Source organism: Bacillus sp. FSL P4-0290, assembly GCF_037975435.1.
GTDB classification, from domain to species: Bacteria; Bacillota; Bacilli; order Bacillales; family Bacillaceae; genus Bacillus; species Bacillus subtilis.
On record NZ_CP150253.1, the window covers coordinates 3,951,044 to 3,970,454 of the forward strand.

A 19,411-nucleotide genomic window follows, 5' to 3' on the forward strand; every position below is an offset into this window, starting at 1 on the left:
TTCTCTACAGAGCCGCTTCTTTGTCATCTGATGCTGCAGGCGTTTGGACCAGCTCCAGATCGTTTTCTTCTTTCAGCTTCTGCTTATCCCACATTCTGAAGAATGGATAGTAGACAACAAAGGACACGGCAATATTAATGGCTTGCATGACCGCGCCTGAGACTTTTCCTCCTGTCGCCAAGTAGCCTGAAAAGATCGGCGGCATGGTCCACGGCACTGCGATACCCGCCGGTTTGGCGACAAGGCCGGTGCTCATTCCGATGTACGTGAGTGTCACTGTGACAAGCGGCGTGATGATAAACGGAAGTAAGAGCATTGGGTTCATGACGATCGGCATTCCGAATATAATCGGTTCGTTAATATTGAAGATGGCCGGGCCGACCGCAAGCTTCCCGAGCTGCTTCATTTGTTTGCTTCGGGCGCGCAGGAACATCGTGACAACCAGTGCCAATGTGGCGCCGCTTCCGCCAATATTGACCCAGATATCGAAAAATTGCTGGGTGAAAATCTTAGGAAGCTCCTCACCAGCTTGGAATGCGATCCGGTTGGCATCCATTGCGCCGTACCAAATCGGTGCCATGACGCCGCCAACAATGTTTGCACCGTGAAGGCCGCAGGCCCATAAAAGCATTTTGACGGCTTCGGCGACAAGGCTTCCTCCAAGGCTTCCTCCCAGAATGGAAAGCGGAGTCCCCAATAAAACGCTTACAATATTATGAAGGCTTTCAAACGGTGTCGCTTCAACAATCAGCCGGGCTGCCCAAATCAGGAAGATGACGGCAAAGCCGGGGATTAACGCGACAAATGACTTGCTTACCGCCGGCGGAACACCGTCCGGCATTTTGAAGACTAAATTGCGCTGGATAATGAGGCGGTAAATCTCTGTGGACACCATTGCGATAATCATGGCGACAAACAGGCCTTTGCTTCCCATGAGCGAAAGCGGAATCCCGCCGCCAACCATGATTTCTTTCGTCGCGCCATCCGGCATAAACGGCACTTGATAAGGTGTTGCTAATAAAAATGCCGCAAGGGAAATGGCTCCGGCCGACAAGGCATCAACGCCGTATTTCTCGGCGAGCCGGTAGGCGATGCCGAACGCGGCGACAAGACCCATAATTTCAAAGGTCGCGTCGACTGGGTAGGCCAGTTTTTCAGACCAGGAGCTGCCAAACGTTTTTGCCATAAACTCAGCGTATCCCGGGATCGGGAGGTTGCCAATGATGAGGAAAAAGGAACCGATGATAATCAGGGGCATCGTGAGGATGATACCATCACGCAGCGCCTGCAAATGACGCTGTCCCGCAATTCTTCCCGCTATAGGCATGACCTTTTCTTCTAAGATCTGATTGACTTTATTCACATAGCCCGCCCCTCTCTATAACACATGTCCAAGCTGTTCAGCTGATTTCAGCACTTCCGCCCCGTTGCACGTGCCATAATGGACGGTATTAATGACGTCTACCGGAACCCCCTTTGACTCTCCTAATTTTTTGAGCTGTGGAAGCATGTAACGGACTTGCGGACCGAGAAGCAATACATCCGCTTTATCGATATGATTTTGTACAGAATCGCCTGAAACTGCCCAAATGGTATAGTCTTTTCCCTGTTCCTGCACACTTTTTTCCATCTTGCTCACCAGTAAACTAGTAGACATGCCTGCTGCACAAACGAGTAATATATTCATGTAAAAGACCCCCTAAAGTTTGATCAATTTTGTAATGTCCTGCTGTTGCTATCATCATATTATGAAATCGCTTTCATAAACACTCAGGGTTTTTCCGCAGGCAACGGAAAAAAGGTATATACAGGCTGTCAGCTCAGCATTTTTTGGTCAAACACATTCGAAAGCTCTTGATACGAACGGCATTTGACCAGCTGGTTCACCGCCGCCGGGTCATCCAAAATGCTGCCAAGCAGTTTATACATGCTTTGCAAATCCGCTTTGTTCTCCTTTTCGACACAAAGCAGACAGACAAATTGAACTCGCTGACTCTCCCAATCGATCGGTTTTTTGAGCGTACAAATGGCCCAAAACGTTGTTTTCGTCTGCGGAACAAGCGGGTGCGGGATGGCAACAAGATTGCCAAAACACGTTGGCGACATGTCTTCTCTTTCAAAAATGGAATCTATGATTTCTTCATCGGCAAAGCCGCATTCGACCGCTTTCTGCCCTAAAAATTGAATCACTTCTTCTTTTGAGCGCAGATCCTCCTGAAAAAAAACGAGTTCTTTTTTTAGGTAGCGATTGGCTTTTTCCTTTTCATCACTCAGAATAGATTCTATTTTTGTAAAGTCAGTTCCGCCTAAGATGGTGTTAACCTTCAGTACTGGTACAGGGAGCTCTTTTTTAATCGGAATAGTGCTGATGACAAAATCAATTGATTCGTAGGACATTTGATCAAGACTATAATACTCAGCCGTTCCAAGAATATCGAGCCGCTTGCCGAAATGGGAACGCAGTTTTTCGCGCAGAAGCTGGGCGCTTCCGGCTCCCGATGCGCATACAATGATACAGCGTTTCGGCGGGCTTTCTGTTTTTTTTCGTTCAATCGCGGCGCCAAAGTGGAGAGCCAAATATCCAATTTCGTTTTCATGAATCTCAATACCCGTTTGTTCCTTTATCACGATTCCGGCAATGATCCCGGCTTCAAAAGCGAGTGGATAATGTTCCTTGATCGCTGCCAGCATCGGATTTCGAAGATTCATGCCGTATCGGTTGCGGCTGATCGCCGGCTTCATATGCAGTGCCAAGCCGATTTTCAGCTCTTTGTCATGCAGGATGCCAAGCTTCAGTTCACGATCAACAGCTTTGATCATGGCAAGTGTCAGCTGATCGGTTTCCTCTTCTATTGAAAATGTGTCCTCTCCGCATTGTGATTGTGTCATTCGTTTTGTGCCAAGGAGATGCATGGTGATGTAGGCCGTCTCGTCTTTCGGAAACGTAACGGCAAGCTTTGATTCCAGCTCTTTTACGATGGCTTCTGCAGCCTGGTACTCCTTTTGATGCAGGATATGATCCATATCTTTCGGGAAAAGAGAAACATAGTTTTCCGTTCTGATCCGTTTACAGGCGATAGCGATATGGATAATGAGGTTATTCAGTCCCATGTTGGACAGAGGGATGCGGTCGTTTTTCATTTTTTTCAAGATGGCGGAACGGATGATCTCAATTTCTTCTTTTGGCAAAATATCAGCCTTTTCATTTAAAACATCTATCTCCGTTTCTCTTTCATCAACAATGTACTCCGCCATGCAGTACCTCATCTGCACCTCGTCCCCGCGCAGCTTGAAGCCGTAATTCGGACGTGTTTCCATGACGATGCGGTAAGGCAGCAGACGTTTCTTGACTTCCTTTAAATCCGTTTGGAGTGTAGATTTTGAGATAAATAGTTCTTCAGCAAGTTCATCGAGCTTGAGATAATGGTCCGCCAGCAGCAGACGTTTCATAAGATAGGCCATTCTCTCCTCCGGCAATACCGGCAGGCCCTTTTTTTGCTGAAATACATCTTGCAGCAGTGTTCTGAATACTTGCTCGTCATCAATGCGGAGCTTGTAGCCGGAGCCTCTTACAGATTGTACAAAGGCACCGTGGCCGCTTAGCACACCTTGCAGTTCCTTTATATCATTGCGGACTGTCCGCGTCGTTACGTTTAATTGCGCGGCAAAAAACGAACTTGTCACCGGGGCTTCAGCCGCCATCAGCAAGCACAGAATATCACGAAGTCGCCCATGAAGCATGAGAAAAACCTCCTATCTAGTAGATGCAGGGATTCAGTGAATAGGCAGAAAGGATGATGAAGGGATGCGAAATGTATATAAATTCTATAATGGAGAGAATGGCAAGTCAATGAACATCCGGAGGACTAGAGGGAAAACTGACCTATAAAAAAACAGCCGGGATCAGCCGGCTGTTCTAGATGCGGACATATTCTTTTGTTTAGACGCCTTGCGGTCCTTCATGATTTTTCGAACAATCGGGTAAATGACCGGCGCCCATTTGATAACGGTTTTGATCATCTTTTTCAAAGCTCCGATTCTCCCTTCTTTTTTCTCAACCATTCCCCTGATTGCCTCTTCCTTAAACATGCTAACGCGACACGTACCTGTTTCCCGTCACCCAGAAACGCCATGGATAATCGCGTGCCTCCCCGCTGTTGTCAATGCCGATGCGCGGGCCGGTTGAAATTGCTTCCGGTGTGTACCCGCTTTCGATGTAAAGCGGCTGTTCCGTGATCCAGCGTCCGTAGTCATTCATCGTGACGCCAAGCGCTTTCGTCAGCTTTCCTGGTCCGTTTGTCCATTCCCTCGGACTCCTGCCCGGCCTTCTCTCCTCCATTAACAGCTGGCCTTCATGCGGCTCAATCGCCCTGATTAATACCGCTTGCGGGACATCCTCTTCCGCGGCAACGACATTCAGCAATGTATGGGTGTGCATCACGTATGTATATACCCGCCCAGCTTCTGCAAACATGATCTCAGTCCGCTTCGTCCGGCGGTTGTTAAAGCTGTGGGCCGCTCTGTCTCCAGCCCCCATATAGGCCTCTGTTTCCACAATATAGCCTGACGCTGTGCCTTCGTCTGTTTCTTTTACAAGAAGGCAGCCCAGAAGCGATGGGGCAAGCTCAAGAGCGGTTTTTTGATAAAACGTGATGGGCAGCGGATTTTTTTCTCTCGTCACGAATCGACCTCTCCTTTTACCGATTTTTGTACATTGTACCATTCCCGAAGCAGATCAAAAAAAACGGCTGTTTTAAAATCTTTCCATTCAGGGAATATTGTTACCGTTCAAAAAAGGAGGGCCAACCATTGAAAGATGATCATCAAAACAAGCAGCACCAAACAAATGCCCAAGGAAGCGAGGAAGCGCTTTCCCATAAGACATCCGGGAAAAACGAGTCAGAGGATACCTTAACGAATAGGCAGGGGCATCCTGTTACTGACAACCAGAATGTGAGAACCGTCGGGAATAGAGGGCCTACAACACTTGAGAACTATGATTTTCTCGAAAAGATCAGCCACTTCGACCGGGAACGCATCCCTGAGCGGGTTGTTCATGCCAGGGGAGCAGGTGCACACGGGTATTTTGAAGCGTACGGAAGCTTCGGAGACGAACCGATTTCAACATACACACGGGCCAAGCTCTTTCAGGAAAAAGGCAAGAAAACACCGGCATTTGTCCGTTTTTCAACTGTGAATCATGGAAAACACTCGCCTGAAACATTGAGAGACCCGCGCGGTTTTGCTGTAAAGCTATATACAGAAGACGGAAACTGGGATTTGGTCGGGAACAACCTAAAAATCTTTTTTATCCGCGACCCGCTGAAATTTCCGGATCTTGTACACGCATTTCAGCCTGATCCAGTGACAAACATCCAGGATGGTGAACGTATCTTCGATTTCATTTCTCAATCTCCTGAAGCGACACACATGATCACCTTCTTGTTTTCGCCTTGGGGCATTCCGGCCAACTACCGGCAAATGCAGGGTTCAGGCGTACATGCCTATAAATGGGTGAATGAGGAGGGCAAGGCCGTTCTCGTGAAATACCATTTTGAACCGAAGCAGGGCATCCGCAACCTGACACAGAAGGAAGCAGAAGAGATTCAAGGGAAAAACTTTAACCATGCCACACAGGATTTATATGACGCGATTGAAAATGGCGATTATCCAGAGTGGGAAGTGTATGCACAAATCATGAGCGATGATGAGCATCCTGAACTGGACTTTGATCCTCTTGATCCGACAAAACTGTGGTATAAAGACGATTTTCCATGGAAACCGATCGGCAAATTGGTTCTGAACAAAAATCCGGAAAACTACCATGCGGAAGTGGAGCAAGCTTCATTTGGAACGGGGGTGCTTGTCGACGGGCTTGATTTTTCAGACGACAAATTGCTCCAGGGGCGTACGTTTGCCTACTCTGATACGCAGCGCTACCGTGTAGGCGCAAATTACCTGCAGCTTCCGATCAACTCGCCGAAAAAGCATGTCGCCACCAACCAGGAAGGCGGGCAGATGCAATATCGGGTCGATAGAGCAGAAGGACAAAACCCGCACGTCAACTATGAGCCATCCATTATGGGCGGGCTGAAGGAAGCGAAGCAGGACGGAAAAGACCATACGCCGCATGTCGAAGGTGATGTAAAGCGTGAAGCGATTGACAGAACAAACAACTTCGGACAGGCTGGAGAAACGTACCGGAGATTTACTGAATTTGAGCGGAACGAATTGATTACGAATTTGGTGAATACGCTTTCTACGTGCCGAAAAGAAATTCAGGATCAAATGATTGAGAATTTCACAAAAGCTGATCCTGACTACGGAAAACGTGTAGCAGAAGGGCTAAAAAAGGTTTCCGAAAACAACAGCAACGGGCCGATCGGCACAACTGAAACGGAACAGGCTGCAAAGCAGGCTGAACAGGAGAGCCATCCATCTGATCCGTATTAACAAAAGCGAACAGGGCTTTTTTTGAAGCCCTGTTTTTTTATTTTTCTATTGAAACGTTTTCAACAATTGTGTTGTACTGGAAGGAAAGGGGTGGAGAGATACGATGGAATTACAGCAGGACTTGATTCCTCAGAAAAAAACAATCGGCGCCTTAGATCACGCCGTTTTTTTATGCATGGTATTTTGTTTCTGGTTTTCAGGCTATATTTACGTTCCTGTATTCAGTCTGTATTTGGAGGATCTGCACTTTTCATATGGCGCAATCGGCATCATTCTCGGCAGCTACGGGGTCACGCAAATCCTTCTGCGATTCCCGCTCGGCCTTTTGTCAGACATCCTGTTTTCCTTGCGCAAGCAATTGTTAATTGCCGGGTTCGGCCTTTTCCGTCCTCAGCAGCCTGCTTTTTCTGATGTTTGATTCTTTCTTCTTCGTGCTGGCCGCCCGGCTTTTCGCGGGAATCACTGCTTCTACGTGGGTGATGGCGACCATTTTATACGCACATTATTTCAACAATGGCAATGCATCAAAAGCAATGGGCATCATGCAGTTTTTTACCGTCATGCCTCAGTTTGCCAGCATTGTGTTCTGCGGGCTCGCCGCAGCCCATTTAGGGAGGCAGGTTCCTTTTTGGATGGCGCTGGCAGCTTCTGCCGCAGGTCTGGTGATCTGCTGCTTTATTCAGGATCCGTCTGCTCCTCCCGCAAACCGTGGCACCATTCGTGTCAATCAGTACATCAAAGATACATTGCGGCTGCCAAAGCTGAAGCTTTTCACCATCCTGTCTATGACGGCCCATGCCGTATTATTTATCACAGTGTTTGGTTTTACGCCGCTTTACATGAATCAGCTCGGAATGGGCGACGCGGAGCTTCTTTGGGTGATGAGCGCCTTTTTCCTCCCACACGCAGCCGCCACATTAAGCTTTGTGTTTCTGCGCTTTACAAGCCGTATCGCTTACTTCGTGATGCTCATTAGTTTCGCTGTCACCGGGGTCTGTTTGCTATACGTTCCTTTTTCAGCTGCATTGTTCACGGTTTGCATCACACACGCCTGTATCGGACTGGCGCTCGGCTTCGTTTTTCCTCTGCTGCTAAGCCATGTCGTCGAAATCAGTTCTGCCCGTTTAAAAATGTCAGTGATGGGGTTTTATCAATCATTTTATGCGCTAGGCATCTTCCTCGGGCCCCTTCTTGCCGGAAAAATCGCACAGCTTGTCGGGCTTGCGGGAGTTTTTTATGGAGCCGGGTCTCTGGCATTTGCCGCCTTTTTTGTGATGCTCGCGCAAAAACGTAACATGATCAATTAATAGCTTTCATACCGCCGGAAGCGCCACACAGAAAACACGGCCAGAAGCATGATGCACAGAATGGAGAAAGTGAGTGACCATCCGAAAAAATCTGCCCGCTCTCCATGAAGAAGGATATGCTCCGCCTGCTTGCAAATCTCAGCCGGAAGCCACTTCGCACCATCTGGAAATAATGAAACAGCAAAGGAAACGGCTGCTGTGAGCCCGATCCCGCAAGCCGCAGCTGCTCCGACAGACCGGAATATCGTACTTCCGGCAAGGCCGGCGGTCACAATAAATATCACCCAAAGCGCGTAAAGGCCAAGGCTTGCGGCAAAGCGGCTGAATGATGCGTCCTCAAACAGCAGCCGGACGTAATAGTAAGCAAGCCCGTATCCAGCTGCAAACGACATAATGCCGATCACGCTTTGGATGAGCCATTTACTCACGATATAATAGGCTGCCGTCACAGGCCGCGACATAATCAGCGCTGTTACCCCTTGATTTCTTTCATTGGCTACACTGCCCATCACGCTAAAGATGACCAAAGCCATGCCAAGCGTGTTGAATTGAGAAAGCGTGCTGACCATCACTTCAGACCCGGAGGGCATCGTAAAACTGATTTTCATGCCGTCAGGAAGGTTCCCTCCATGTGCGATGATTTCCGGCATATAATAAATGGTCAGCGGCTGTGTCAGCCCGACGATCATCATCGCAATCGGCAGCCAAATCAGCTTGCCGCTTTTCCATCCTTCCAGCCACTCCTTCTGCAATAGCGCCATCATCACCTTCATGCGTGCACCACCTTTAGATAGACGTCTTCTAGAGACTCCGTTTTCTGTTCAAAGCGGGTGACGGTCAATCCCTTTCGGATACAGTCACTTAATAATGACCGGCCAGCGTGTATATCAGGCAGCTCGAAAACCGCTTGGGACGGATTCTTATAGACAATAGCTGAGACGTAAGGCTTCTCTTCAAGCCAACCTTCCAGCTTCTCTTTCACTGAAAGGGTAAAAACGTTCGTTTGCTGCTGTTGTTTCAGCTCCTGTAACTCGCCTTTCCATGAAATTTCACCGTTTTTCATAATCACCACTTGATCACACACCTGCTCTGCATCGTGCAAAACATGTGTAGAAAACAGAACGGCCATATGCTTTTTCAGCTCCCGCATTATGTCCAGCACCTCGAACCGCCCTGTCGGATCAAGAGCAGACACCGGTTCATCCAATATCAAAAACTGCGGTTTATGGAGCAGTGCCTGTGCCAGACCGAGTCTTTGTTTCATGCCTCCTGAATAGCCCCCGATCCTTTTGTGCTCCGCTTCATGCAAACCCACAAATTCCAGCATCTCGCCGATTTCCTCTTGGCATTTTCTCTTCGAAAGGCCGGACAGTCTCCCCGCAAATGTCAAAAATTCATTTGCGGTCATCCAGGAATAAAAAGCTGGATACTGCGGGAGGTACCCAATCAAACGCCGATCCGGCTTTTTTTCTCCTAACAGCTTAATGTTTCCGGAGGTTGGCGAAAGCAGTCCGGCCAGCATTTGCAGAGTCGTGGTTTTGCCGGCTCCATTAGGTCCTAATAGTGCGACACACTCATTTTCATTCACGTGAAAACTGACATTCTTTACAGCTTCATGATGCCTGTACGATTTGCATAATGATTCAATAGACAGCATATCGGCTTACCTTTGCTTTCTGCCGACGGTAAAAAACAAAATCGGCCCAATAATATTGATACATACAATGATTGCAGCCCACATCCACTTTGGCCCGTTTGTCCGCTCTTCTTTTATACAGCTGATAAGGGCAAACACCGCCAAAGCCAGCTGTAATACAATCAGCGGCAAAATCATTTCCCAAGAAATATTCATTGCTTGATCCCCCTTTTCTTCCGATCCGGCCTAATGACAAAAAAGTAATAACAAATCAGAGGCATCGGTGCTTGAATCAATCCGACAATCCCCCAAACCCATGCCATGCGATTACGTTTTTTCGCATCAATAAATAAAAAGATTCCCTGCGCCAATACGATGAGACAAGCCGCAACCGTTATGATAATTTCTGTTTGTGTCATCCGCGTTTCACCTCGCATTCGCCGAGATGCCTTTTTTTCTCAGCCGCAATCAAAATCGGCAGCACCGCAAGCACACAAACCTGAAGCACAATAAACACAGCAGGAGCTTGAGTGAAAGCTAAGATTGCAGCACTCACAACCATCAGCGCGCAGAATACAAATAAAATGATCTCTTGAAGAAGTTTTTTTCTGTATTCAGCTTTCATTTGTGACAGCTGGTGAAGCAGTTCTTTTTGATTCGGTATAGAGGGATTGGCTGTTTGATCAATTTTTTTCCATTCTGACTTTAAATGATCAGAAAGCTTTTCTTTATTCATCATCCCACTCCTTTCTGATTTGCTGGAGCCCTTTATGAACTCTGGACTTTACAGTGCCTTCTTTGATTTGAAGCATCACCCCGATTTCAGCGTAGGTATAGCCGTAGTAATGCCTTAATAAAACCGGTGTGCGCAGTTTAGGGTCCAGCTTTGAAAACAGATCGAGCGTTTCGCTCCACTCTGCCCCTTTCGCCGACACGTCCCACTTGATCTTGCGGATTGTTTCCTCCGTAACTGTCTGATTCCGTTTCCATTCTCTCTTTCTCTTTTTCTGGTGATCGAGATAGAGCCGCGATGCAATGGAGATCAGCCATGTGGAGAATTTTGAACGGCCCTGAAAGCTTCTTAAATGGATGTACCCTTTCAGAAAGGTTTCCTGAACAAGTTCCTCGCTGAGATCGGGGTGAAGGGAAAGCTTTAACAAGTATTTATATAAGAAAGAATAGTGATAGTGGAAAAGGGCTGTAAACGCCTCGTCGTTTCCCTCTTTCGCCTGCTGGATCAGCCGCTGTTCTTCATGTGTATCCAATGACCGTGATCCCCCCTTTTTTGTTTTTCTGCCTTATGAGACGACACCGGATTCAAAAGCGTTCATCTTTTTTACAATTCTTTTCAGCCATTGACAGATCAGGCTTCCCGGCCGTTTGGCTGCATATCCTTATTTGTAAACCCCCTTATAGTCTGTTAAGCTATGACTTTATGTCGATTTCAAAAAAACATCCAATATGGAGGACGATGCATTGAAAGTAGAAAGGCGAACGATTGAATATATTCCGAATGAAGAAAGACATGGTAAAGCGAAAGATTTATTTCCCGTATGGTTCGGGGCTAATATGCATATCACCACGTTAGTGACCGGCACGATTCCCGTTGCAATGGGACTTAATCTGTTTTGGAGTGTTGCCGCTATTATTTGCGGAACCTTAATCGGTGCCATATTTATGGCGTCTCATTCCGCGCAAGGCCCTCAGCTAGGCATCCCGCAAATGATTCAAAGCCGTGCCCAATTCGGCGTAATCGGAGCGATTCTTCCCCTCTTCTTAGTCATGTTTATCTACCTTGGTTTCTTCGCAAGCAGCACGATTCTGGCGGCCGGAACCTTAAGCAGCTTTGTTCCCATCCCGGGATCATGGAGCATTATAGGCTTAAGCGCCTTATGTTTTTTACTCACCATTTTCGGCCATGATTTGATTCACAAAATGCAAAAAATCCTTTCTTGGACCTCTTTTGCTGTATTTTTTGCTGCAACGATTCTCATTTTTCAATTGCCGATTCCGGCAGGCAGCTGGATTCCCGGAGCGATTGATCTGCCAATTTTCTTGGTGGCAGTCAGCGCAGTTGCGACGTGGCAGCTTGCCTACGCGCCATATGTTGCCGATTATTCAAGATATCTGCCAGTTAAAACACCGGCTTCAAAAACATTTTGGTACAGCTATGCAGGTACATCTGTCAGCTCCATCTGGATGATGCTGCTCGGCGCATTGCTGACAACCTCACTTCCTGACTTTACGGCAAACTCAGGCAGCCAGATTGTCCAATTGTTCGGTCCCTTCTCGTTTATTATGCTGATCATTGTGTTATTTGGGCAAATGGCGATCAATGTTTTTAACCTGTATGGGGCTTTCATGTCCACGACAACAACGCTGGAGCCATTTCTGAAATTAAAAGTCACGCCCAAAGTCAGAATCATCATGATCCTGGGTGTCACGCTTGTCGGCACAGTCTTAAGCCTACTGGGACAGAGCAATTTTATGGAGCTGTTTTTGAATTTTATCTTTTTCATCAGTTATTTCTTAATTCCGTGGACGGCAATCAATTTAGTCGATTACTACTTCGTCCGCCACGGAAAGTATCAAGTCAAAGCCATGTTCGACGTAAACGGGCCTTATGGAAAGGTCAATTGGATCACCACAATTGCGTTCGTGCTGTCTATCTTGCTGGAAATTCCGTTTATCAATACAAGCTTTTACATCGGACCGCTTGCCAAAATGTTTGGCGGCGGAGACATCGCATGGATTATCGGCTTGGCCGTGCCTTCTGTGCTTTACTATGCATTAATGAAACCGCGTCTGAAAAAACGGGCGGGGTATCAAGAAAAGCTGTCTTCTCTCTGAAGACAGCTTTTTTATCATTCAAATCGTTTCCACACGCGGGGCAGGATGTCAGATAGCTCATGAGCGAGCAACGTATGAGCGGAGTGCTCGTCCGTCCAGAGCTCGGCGCACGCACCATGCAAATAGACCGCGTTTAATATGGCGTGCTTTGGATCTTCATGGCAGCAGAGCATCCCCAATATCATGCCCGTCAGCGTGTCACCGGTTCCGCCCTTGGCGAGCGCCCCGTTTCCAGTTGGATTGAGCCAGCAGTCTCCATCAGGAAACGCGATGACGGTTTGGTTTCCTTTTAACACAATGACAGTCTGCAGCTGAGCCGCCCATTCCTTTGCATATTCCGCTCTTTTTTTCTGCAATTCGTTCACGGGCACCCCTGTCATTCGGGAAAACTCGCCCGGGTGCGGCGTGAGGATGACGGGGGCCTCCCGTTTCGGATATGTGCGCTTCGCCAGCGCTCCGGCATCCAAAATAACAGGACAATCAGCCGTAAGCACATGATCGACTGCCTGCTGTACGCTTTCCGTTTGCGGAAGGCCCGGTCCGATGGCAATGGCCCGGTACGTCTCTTCAAGCTGAGCATCCGCCGCCTTTTTCCAGCCGTCACGCCAATAGGTCGCCTCGGGCAAAACAGGAACAATTAGCGGGATTACGCTTTCTGATGTACCGATGACAAGCTTGCCGAGACCGCTCCGCATGGCCCCAAGCCCTGCAAGCAGCGCTGCTCCCGGCATGTCGTCACTTCCAGCCAGCAGCAAAGCCGTACCGTACGTGCCTTTATGGCTCTCCGCATCTCTTTCAGGAAGCGTGGCCCTTACATGCTCTTCCGTCCAAAATGGAACATTCATCTCTATCCCTCCTCTGCTTTCTTTTCCTATTTTTCCTGTCCCTTTTCTTTTTCAAACAAAAAAGACAGCCTTTTAGGGCTGTCTTTTATTTTACAGGAACATCAAGGTGATACAGGCGGCGATATCGTTCGTTTGCCGCCAGCAGCTCCTCATGGGTTCCTTCCATTTCTGTTTTGCCGTTTTCGAGAAATACGATTTTATCGGCTGCTTCCACTCCCGCGAGATGGTGTGTAATCCATAAAATCGTTTTTCCTTTCAGCACCTCAAACACCGTTTCCATCAATTCACGTTCGGTAATAGGATCGAGGCCGACTGTTGGCTCATCGAGGATGATGATCGGTGTATCCTGCAGCAAAATCCTCGCAAGTGCGATCCGCTGGCGCTCTCCACCGGAAAAACGGATGCCGGTTTCTTGTACAGAGGTATGATATCCATCAGGCAATGACTCAATGTAGTCATGCAGCTTGACCTGCTTTGCGGCGCGGCGCACATCCTCGTCGCTTGCTTCTCCGTTTCCGAGCCTGATGTTGTTCAAAATGCTTGTATCAAACAGGTGCGGTTTTTGATTTAACACGGCCACCGCATCCGCAATCTGATCCTTTAACAGCGCTGTCTCCATTCCGTTTAACGTCACAGAACCGGAGTCCGGTTTCAAGGCGCCTTCGATTAATGCAAGCGATGTTGATTTCCCAGAGCCGCTTCGGCCGAGCAGCGCCATTTTTTCTCCTTGGCGCAGCGTAAAGGAAAAGTTGTGCAGCACTTGGCTGCTGTTGTCATAAGAAAACGTCACATCACGAAAGGCCAAGGTGACATCTTGAAGATCGAGAATTTGATCCCCTGATTCAGTTTGTGACGCCTCCGGCTGAGGAGCCACATTGTTCATGCGTCTGATAGAATCCTGATAGCCCGGCACTTCGCCTAAGGCATCCGAAAGCGGCAAAAAGGCTTCCGTCAACGGAAACACCACTAGCACAAAAGCGGCAATCATCGTTTTAGCGAGCTCGCCGTCCGCTTGCTGTCCCGCTGTCCAAAACAGCATCAGCAAAATAAGGCCAGCGACAAGGCATTGCGCAGCAAAGTCCCGCCATCTTGTAAAGCGTTGTTTTTTCCGTTCAAGCTCAAACCAATCACGTTCCTCTTTTTCATAAGCATCAATAAAAGCATGCCGGCGTCCGCTGAACATCCAGTCGCTGACACCCATCACAGCATCTGTCAGACGGCTGTACAGCACATTCCGTCCGCTTTTCAGCTTCGCATTCTTCGCTCTCGTCACGAGCAAAGACACAACCGGAAACAATACAACAAGAACAAACAAATAAAGCGCAAGCAATATGGCAAACGGCCAAGAGAAGAAGCCGAGCGCTATCACTGACACAGCATACAGGAGCAAGGCTGAGATCGCAGGAAAAATCGTTTTTAAGAAAGCATCCTGCAAATGCTCAATATCCTCAGACAAAATGCCGAGCATATCCCCCGTGCGAAAACGGGAACGCAGCATCAAAGCACCCGGCTCAAGCATATTGTAAAGGCGGACGCGCATGTCAGATACGATTTTCAAAATGATGTGATGGCCGACGAGCCGTTCCACATATCGCGACACAGAGCGCGCAATCCCAAAGGTGCGCACAGCGACAATCGGCACATAAATGAGCAGAATGTTTTCCGGCCTTGTCGCCGCTTTAGAAATCAAAAAACCTGAGGTGAACATGAGGAAAGCAGCAGAAAAAATCGTCACCGCACCCAAAAAGATAACCAGAACGAACAGGCGGGCATTTTGCTTGATATACGGCAAAATCCATTCTTCTTTCTTCATGCTCTTTCCCCCAGTTGTGCCTTCACGAGTTTGGTATACACACCGTTTTTCTCCAGCAGTTCATTGTGAGTCCCGATTTCCGCAACCCTGCCCCCGTCCAGCACGATAATTTCGTCCATATCGAGCATCCAGTGAAGGCGGTGAGTCGCGAGAAAGACAAGCTTATCCTCAAATAAATCCAGCATCGTTTCTTTTATTTCATATTCTGTTTCGATATCAAGATGGGCAGTCGGCTCATCCAGCAGCAGGATCGGACGGTTTCCCAAAAAGGCGCGGGCCAGCGCGACACGCTGTGCCTGGCCGCCGCTGAGCGCCCGGCCGCCTTCCCCGATCCGCCCCTCTAATCCTTCAGGAAGGCTATCCACCAGCTCCGCCAGTCCCGCCGCCGCAGCAGCACGGGCTGTATCCTCTGCCGAAGCGCTTGGGTGGTAGAAGCGAATGTTATTGCCAAGCGTATCATCAAAAATGTACGGATGCTGGGGGATGTACAGAAGGTTCTTCTGCCAGCTGCCGTCCTGCAAATGGGACCGGCTTGTACCATTAACCTCAATCATCCCGCCATCCGGCTCTAAAAATCCGCCGAGAATATCAATTAATGTTGATTTTCCGGCGCCGCTTGCACCGATAATGCCGATTTTTTTCTTGCCTTTGAATGAGAGATGAATATCAGACACCGAACGGCCGACTGACACGCCTGACAGCTTCAGCTCATCCTGATCGGACCAAGCTTCGAGCTGAAGCGGCGTCTCTTCTTTAAAACCAGGCTGCGACAAAATCTCTTGAATGGTTTTTCCTGCTTCCTGGCCGTTCAGCGTTGCATGATAATCATTCCCCACTTCCCGCACCGGCAAAAAATACTCAGGCGCCAGAATAAGCGCCGTTAAAGCAGGGCCAAGCAAAATATCGCCGTCAATGAGGCGCAGGCCCAGAAATACTGCGACTGTCGCCACCGACAGCATCGTGAAAAAATCGAGGGCGAATGATGACAAAAACGCCACCCGGAGTGTGCTCATCGTTGCCTTGCGATACCGCTCACTCACATAGAAAATATTTTTGCTGTGTGACTTGCTCAAACCTAGGAAACGCAATGTCTCCAGCCCGCGAAGAGAATCAACAAAATGATTGGAAAGTCTCTGATAGGATTTCCACTGACGATCCGCTTTTCTCTGCGCGACAAGGCCGAGGAGAATCATAAAGATGATCAGAATCGGCATAGCAGCGACTAAAATGATGGCTGATGTCCGATCCTGAAAAAACACATAAATGACAACTGCCGCAGGCACAATCGCCATGCTGACCATTTTCGGCAGAAACAGCTCCAGGTAGCGGCGGAACTGGCTGATGCCTTCCATCGCCAGCGTCACCATTTGCCCCGTCCCCTCTTTCTTTGCAAAGCGGGGGCCTAATCGGAACAGCTGATCAAGAAAACTTTTCCTCAAATCTGCTCCTGTCCGGGCGGCGTATTGATAGACGATTTTCTGTCGCGCCACCGTCACCCCGTGCCGGGCGATAAAAGCGATGAGGAAAAAGCTGATCATCGGAAAAAGGGAGGTAATGCCCTTCCCGTTGAACAGTCCGGTTACGGCCTCACTCAGCCACTCTGCCTGCATAATAATGGCGGCTGTCTGAATCAGCGTTAAACAAGTAATCAAGGTGAGAATCCGCTTCATTCCTTTATATCGAAACAGGTCTTTTCCCATTAATAAGTCATAGGCTCCTTATGGCTGACGCGCTTCCGGAAGACATAATAGCTCCAGATCTGGCTGCCGATGACGAACGGCAGTAGCGTTAATGCTGCAATTGACATGACTTTAAGCGAATAATCTCCGGAAGAAGCGTTAGCTACTGTTAAATCGTATGCGCTATGAAGCGAGCTGACCATTACGCGAGGGAATAGGGAAATAAAGATCATTCCCACGGTCAGCGCCAGACCAGCGCCTGTCATCCCAAATGTCCAGCCGTCTTTTTTCTTGCGAATAAATACAGCCGCGAGCATAAAGCAGATGACAATCAAAACAGCGAGCGGAATGGTAATCTCGCCGCGGCGTGTAAACATGTCTGTCTGATACGCAGAAAGGGCCGCGAAGGCAAGAACCGCTACAAAAACAACACCCATTATCTTTTGCGCCATTTTCCGGGCGCGGTTTTGCAAATCACCAATCGTACGCAGCGTGATAAACATTAATCCATGCTGGAAGCAAAGAAGTGTTACCGTCACACCGCCAAGTATAGAATATACATTGATATAATCAGATACATGTGCGTGAATGTTCATGTCGGCATCAATCGGCATCCCGCGGAATAATGTCGTGAACAGCACACCAAGCACAAACGGAGGAATCAGACTGCCGAAGAAAACGACCCAGTCCCAAACCTTTACCCATTTTAAATGATCCACCTTGCCGCGGAACTCAAACGCGACCCCGCGGCCCATTAACGCAAGCAGCACTATGACAAACGGAATGTAATAACCGCTCAGCATCGTTGCATACCAGTTTGGGAATGCCGCGAAAATGGCGCCTGCGCCAGTCAAAAGCCACACTTCATTCGCGTCCCAGAACGGCCCGATCGTGTTGATCAGCACTCTGCGTTCTAATTCATTATGGCCAAGAAAACGGGTCGCCATGCCGACCCCGAAATCAAAGCCCTCCAAAAAGAAGAATCCTACAAACAATACAGCAACGAGTATAAACCAAAGATCATGAAGAGATGCCATGGTATACCTCCTGACTAAATGGATCTGTTGATACAGGAACATCATGATGATCACTATGCTCCGCACCTTTTTTAATCTCACGGATAAACAAGAAGACAAGCAGTGCACCAAGAATCATGTACATCACACCGAATGCGATGATTGAGAATAACAAGGAGCCCGCTGTTACGTTAGGTGACACAGATTGAGCGGTTGTCATTAACCCCATAACCGTCCAAGGCTGACGTCCGATTTCTGTCATAATCCAGCCCGCGGAGTTCGCAAGAAACGGGAAGGAAATCAACGCGATCATGATGCGCAAATACCATTTGCTGTTTTCAAGCTTTTTGCGGCGGTTTAACCAAAGGCCGCCTAACGCAGCAAGAATCATGACAACACCTGCTCCTACCATGATGCGGAAGCTCCAGAATGTCGTTTTCACTGGCGGAATGTAGTCGCCTTTTCCGTATATTTTTTCGTACTCAGCCTGAAGGGTTTTCATCCCTTTGACACTTCCGCTGAATTTCTGATAAGCCAAGTAGCTCAAGGCATAAGGAACTTTGATTTCATTTGAGCTTTTTTCATTTTTTGTATCGATCGTCGCAAAAGCGGTCCAAGCAGCAGGGTCACCGCTGTCTTCCCATAGACCTTCACTGGCAGCCATTTTCATCGGCTGTGATTCCATCAAGTGCTCAGCCTGCATGTGTCCGCTAAGGCCGACGCCAAGACCGGCACAAAGGCCGACGATCATTGCGAGTTTAAAAGATTGCTTAAAGAACGGCACTTCTTTTTTCTTCAGCAGTTTAAAAGCACTCACTCCGGCAATAAAGAAAGCTCCAGTGGCAAGCGCACCAAAAATAACGTGCGGGAATTCAACCCAAAGCTGAGGGTTTGTAATCAACGCGCCAAAATCATTCATTTCCGCGCGGCCGTTTTTGATCGTAAAGCCGACCGGCTCCTGCATAAAGGAGTTTGCTGTTAAAATCCAGAAAGATGACATGATCGTTCCGAATGATACGAGCCATATGCAGAGCGCGTGAATTTTCTTCGGCAGGCGGTCCCAGCCAAAAATCCATAATCCGATAAAAATAGATTCCATGAAAAACGCCAATAATGCTTCAATCGCAAGCGGAGCGCCAAATACATCTCCGACAAAACGGGAGTAATCTGACCAGTTCAGTCCAAACTGGAATTCTTGCAAAATCCCCGTTACAACACCGACTGCGAAATTTATTAAGAATAAGTGTCCCCAAAACTTTGCCATTTTGAGATACAGCTCATTTTTCTTTACAAGATAAAGAGTCTCCATCAACGCAACCATAAACACAAGCCCGATAGACATCGGCACAAACAAGAAGTGAAACAACGTTGTTGATGCAAATTGTATGCGGGCTAATACCAATTCACTCATGCTTTCTCCTCCATTTCCGGTTAAAACTGTTAATTTGCTCACTACTTCACAAATAGAACCGAGACTTTGATCAGTGATTCACAAAATAGACGAAAAAAATATTGTTCAATATTTCACAAACGTGTCAAAAAGTCGTCCAATATGAGGCAAGATTGCCAGACTGACCAAATGACACAATCTCTGACTGGTTCATATTAAGTACTTTACAACGATTCATTTCAAAAATAAAGCCTAAAATACCTAAAAAGTCCCGCACTATGTGACGGATTTTTGTCTATTTTGTTGCTTATTTATGTCGGCTGCTAGGATAAATGACCCTTTATTATCGTACATCAACACATCGTTCCTTGCGAACAAAATGCTTGCCCTGCACCAGCACTCGTTTCTCCGCACTCCGTCAT

The 19,411-nt window shown here is 48.0% G+C and carries 18 protein-coding genes and 1 pseudogene; 3 read left to right on the plus strand and 16 right to left on the minus strand.

Annotation, left to right across the window (positions count from 1 at the left end; all coding sequences use genetic code 11):
* Positions 1 to 4: 4 nt before the first annotated feature.
* The 5 genes from licC to MKY10_RS20700 all read right to left on the minus strand — a co-directional run bounded on the left by licC (position 5) and on the right by MKY10_RS20700 (position 4,681).
* Positions 5 to 1,363, minus strand: a complete 1,359-nt coding sequence (licC, locus tag MKY10_RS20680) for a PTS lichenan transporter subunit IIC (RefSeq protein WP_015250911.1) — start codon at positions 1,361 to 1,363, stop codon at positions 5 to 7.
* Positions 1,364 to 1,378: 15 nt separating this feature from the next.
* Positions 1,379 to 1,687, minus strand: coding sequence for a PTS lichenan transporter subunit IIB (licB, locus tag MKY10_RS20685; protein ID WP_339225988.1), 309 nt, complete (start codon positions 1,685 to 1,687; stop codon positions 1,379 to 1,381).
* A 128-nt stretch (positions 1,688 to 1,815) separates the two neighbouring features.
* The gene (gene licR, locus MKY10_RS20690) at positions 1,816 to 3,741 is read right to left on the minus strand and encodes a transcriptional regulator LicR (protein ID WP_015250909.1); all 1,926 of its coding nucleotides are present in this window, start codon (positions 3,739 to 3,741) and stop codon (positions 1,816 to 1,818) included.
* 162 nt (positions 3,742 to 3,903) lie between these two features.
* On the minus strand, positions 3,904 to 4,062 hold the full coding sequence (locus tag MKY10_RS20695) for a hypothetical protein (RefSeq protein ID WP_009968374.1): 159 nt from the start codon (positions 4,060 to 4,062) through the stop codon (positions 3,904 to 3,906).
* A 28-nt stretch (positions 4,063 to 4,090) separates the two neighbouring features.
* The gene (locus MKY10_RS20700) at positions 4,091 to 4,681 is read right to left on the minus strand and encodes a DNA-3-methyladenine glycosylase (RefSeq protein WP_003227303.1); all 591 of its coding nucleotides are present in this window, start codon (positions 4,679 to 4,681) and stop codon (positions 4,091 to 4,093) included.
* 128 nt (positions 4,682 to 4,809) lie between these two features.
* Here MKY10_RS20700 and katX point away from each other — a divergent pair, with 128 nt between their 5' ends.
* Both katX and MKY10_RS20710 read left to right on the plus strand, forming a co-directional pair.
* Complete coding sequence (gene katX, locus MKY10_RS20705; protein ID WP_015250908.1) at positions 4,810 to 6,453, plus strand: catalase KatX; 1,644 nt, start codon at positions 4,810 to 4,812, stop codon at positions 6,451 to 6,453.
* A gap of 103 nt (positions 6,454 to 6,556) precedes the next feature.
* Positions 6,557 to 7,760, plus strand: a pseudogene (locus tag MKY10_RS20710) (MFS transporter).
* Here MKY10_RS20710 and MKY10_RS20715 read toward each other — a convergent pair.
* The 6 genes from MKY10_RS20715 to sigY are packed head-to-tail and all read right to left on the minus strand — an operon-like array spanning position 7,757 to position 10,661.
* The gene (locus MKY10_RS20715) at positions 7,757 to 8,533 is read right to left on the minus strand and encodes an ABC transporter permease subunit (protein WP_339225989.1); all 777 of its coding nucleotides are present in this window, start codon (positions 8,531 to 8,533) and stop codon (positions 7,757 to 7,759) included. The pseudogene MKY10_RS20710 and the gene MKY10_RS20715 overlap by 4 nt on opposite strands.
* Complete coding sequence (locus tag MKY10_RS20720) at positions 8,530 to 9,417, minus strand: ABC transporter ATP-binding protein (protein WP_015250906.1); 888 nt, start codon at positions 9,415 to 9,417, stop codon at positions 8,530 to 8,532. The genes MKY10_RS20715 and MKY10_RS20720 overlap by 4 nt, the downstream gene beginning before the upstream one ends.
* 6 nt (positions 9,418 to 9,423) lie before the next feature.
* Entirely contained in the window at positions 9,424 to 9,612 is a 189-nt protein-coding gene (yxlE, locus tag MKY10_RS20725; protein WP_003227293.1) for a sigma Y negative regulator YxlE, read from the minus strand.
* Positions 9,609 to 9,815 (minus strand): sigma Y negative regulator YxlD, encoded by a 207-nt coding sequence (yxlD, locus tag MKY10_RS20730; RefSeq protein WP_003227291.1) that lies wholly within the window; start codon positions 9,813 to 9,815, stop codon positions 9,609 to 9,611. The genes yxlE and yxlD overlap by 4 nt, the downstream gene beginning before the upstream one ends.
* Positions 9,812 to 10,132, minus strand: coding sequence for a YxlC family protein (locus tag MKY10_RS20735; protein WP_003227289.1), 321 nt, complete (start codon positions 10,130 to 10,132; stop codon positions 9,812 to 9,814). Before MKY10_RS20735 ends, yxlD begins: the two co-directional genes overlap by 4 nt.
* Positions 10,125 to 10,661: an RNA polymerase sigma factor SigY gene (gene sigY / locus MKY10_RS20740; RefSeq protein ID WP_015250905.1), complete on the minus strand. Its 537-nt coding sequence runs from the start codon at positions 10,659 to 10,661 to the stop codon at positions 10,125 to 10,127. Before sigY ends, MKY10_RS20735 begins: the two co-directional genes overlap by 8 nt.
* Before the next feature lie 211 nt (positions 10,662 to 10,872).
* On the opposite strand from sigY, the gene MKY10_RS20745 reads away from it, so the two are divergent.
* Complete coding sequence (locus tag MKY10_RS20745; protein ID WP_029726190.1) at positions 10,873 to 12,246, plus strand: cytosine permease; 1,374 nt, start codon at positions 10,873 to 10,875, stop codon at positions 12,244 to 12,246.
* 14 nt (positions 12,247 to 12,260) lie between these two features.
* Here the strand turns inward: MKY10_RS20745 and MKY10_RS20750 are convergent, their stop codons facing one another.
* The 5 genes from MKY10_RS20750 to cydA form a co-directional block, all read right to left on the minus strand.
* Positions 12,261 to 13,091 (minus strand): NAD(P)H-hydrate dehydratase, encoded by an 831-nt coding sequence (locus MKY10_RS20750; protein WP_029726189.1) that lies wholly within the window; start codon positions 13,089 to 13,091, stop codon positions 12,261 to 12,263.
* A gap of 85 nt (positions 13,092 to 13,176) precedes the next feature.
* Positions 13,177 to 14,904: a thiol reductant ABC exporter subunit CydC gene (gene cydC / locus MKY10_RS20755; RefSeq protein WP_041054180.1), complete on the minus strand. Its 1,728-nt coding sequence runs from the start codon at positions 14,902 to 14,904 to the stop codon at positions 13,177 to 13,179.
* Entirely contained in the window at positions 14,901 to 16,604 is a 1,704-nt protein-coding gene (gene cydD / locus MKY10_RS20760) for a thiol reductant ABC exporter subunit CydD (RefSeq protein WP_017697239.1), read from the minus strand. Before cydD ends, cydC begins: the two co-directional genes overlap by 4 nt.
* Positions 16,604 to 17,620, minus strand: coding sequence for a cytochrome d ubiquinol oxidase subunit II (gene cydB / locus MKY10_RS20765; protein WP_003244559.1), 1,017 nt, complete (start codon positions 17,618 to 17,620; stop codon positions 16,604 to 16,606). Before cydB ends, cydD begins: the two co-directional genes overlap by 1 nt.
* On the minus strand, positions 17,604 to 19,010 hold the full coding sequence (cydA, locus tag MKY10_RS20770; protein WP_014481318.1) for a cytochrome ubiquinol oxidase subunit I: 1,407 nt from the start codon (positions 19,008 to 19,010) through the stop codon (positions 17,604 to 17,606). Before cydA ends, cydB begins: the two co-directional genes overlap by 17 nt.
* Positions 19,011 to 19,411: the final 401 nt, after the last annotated feature.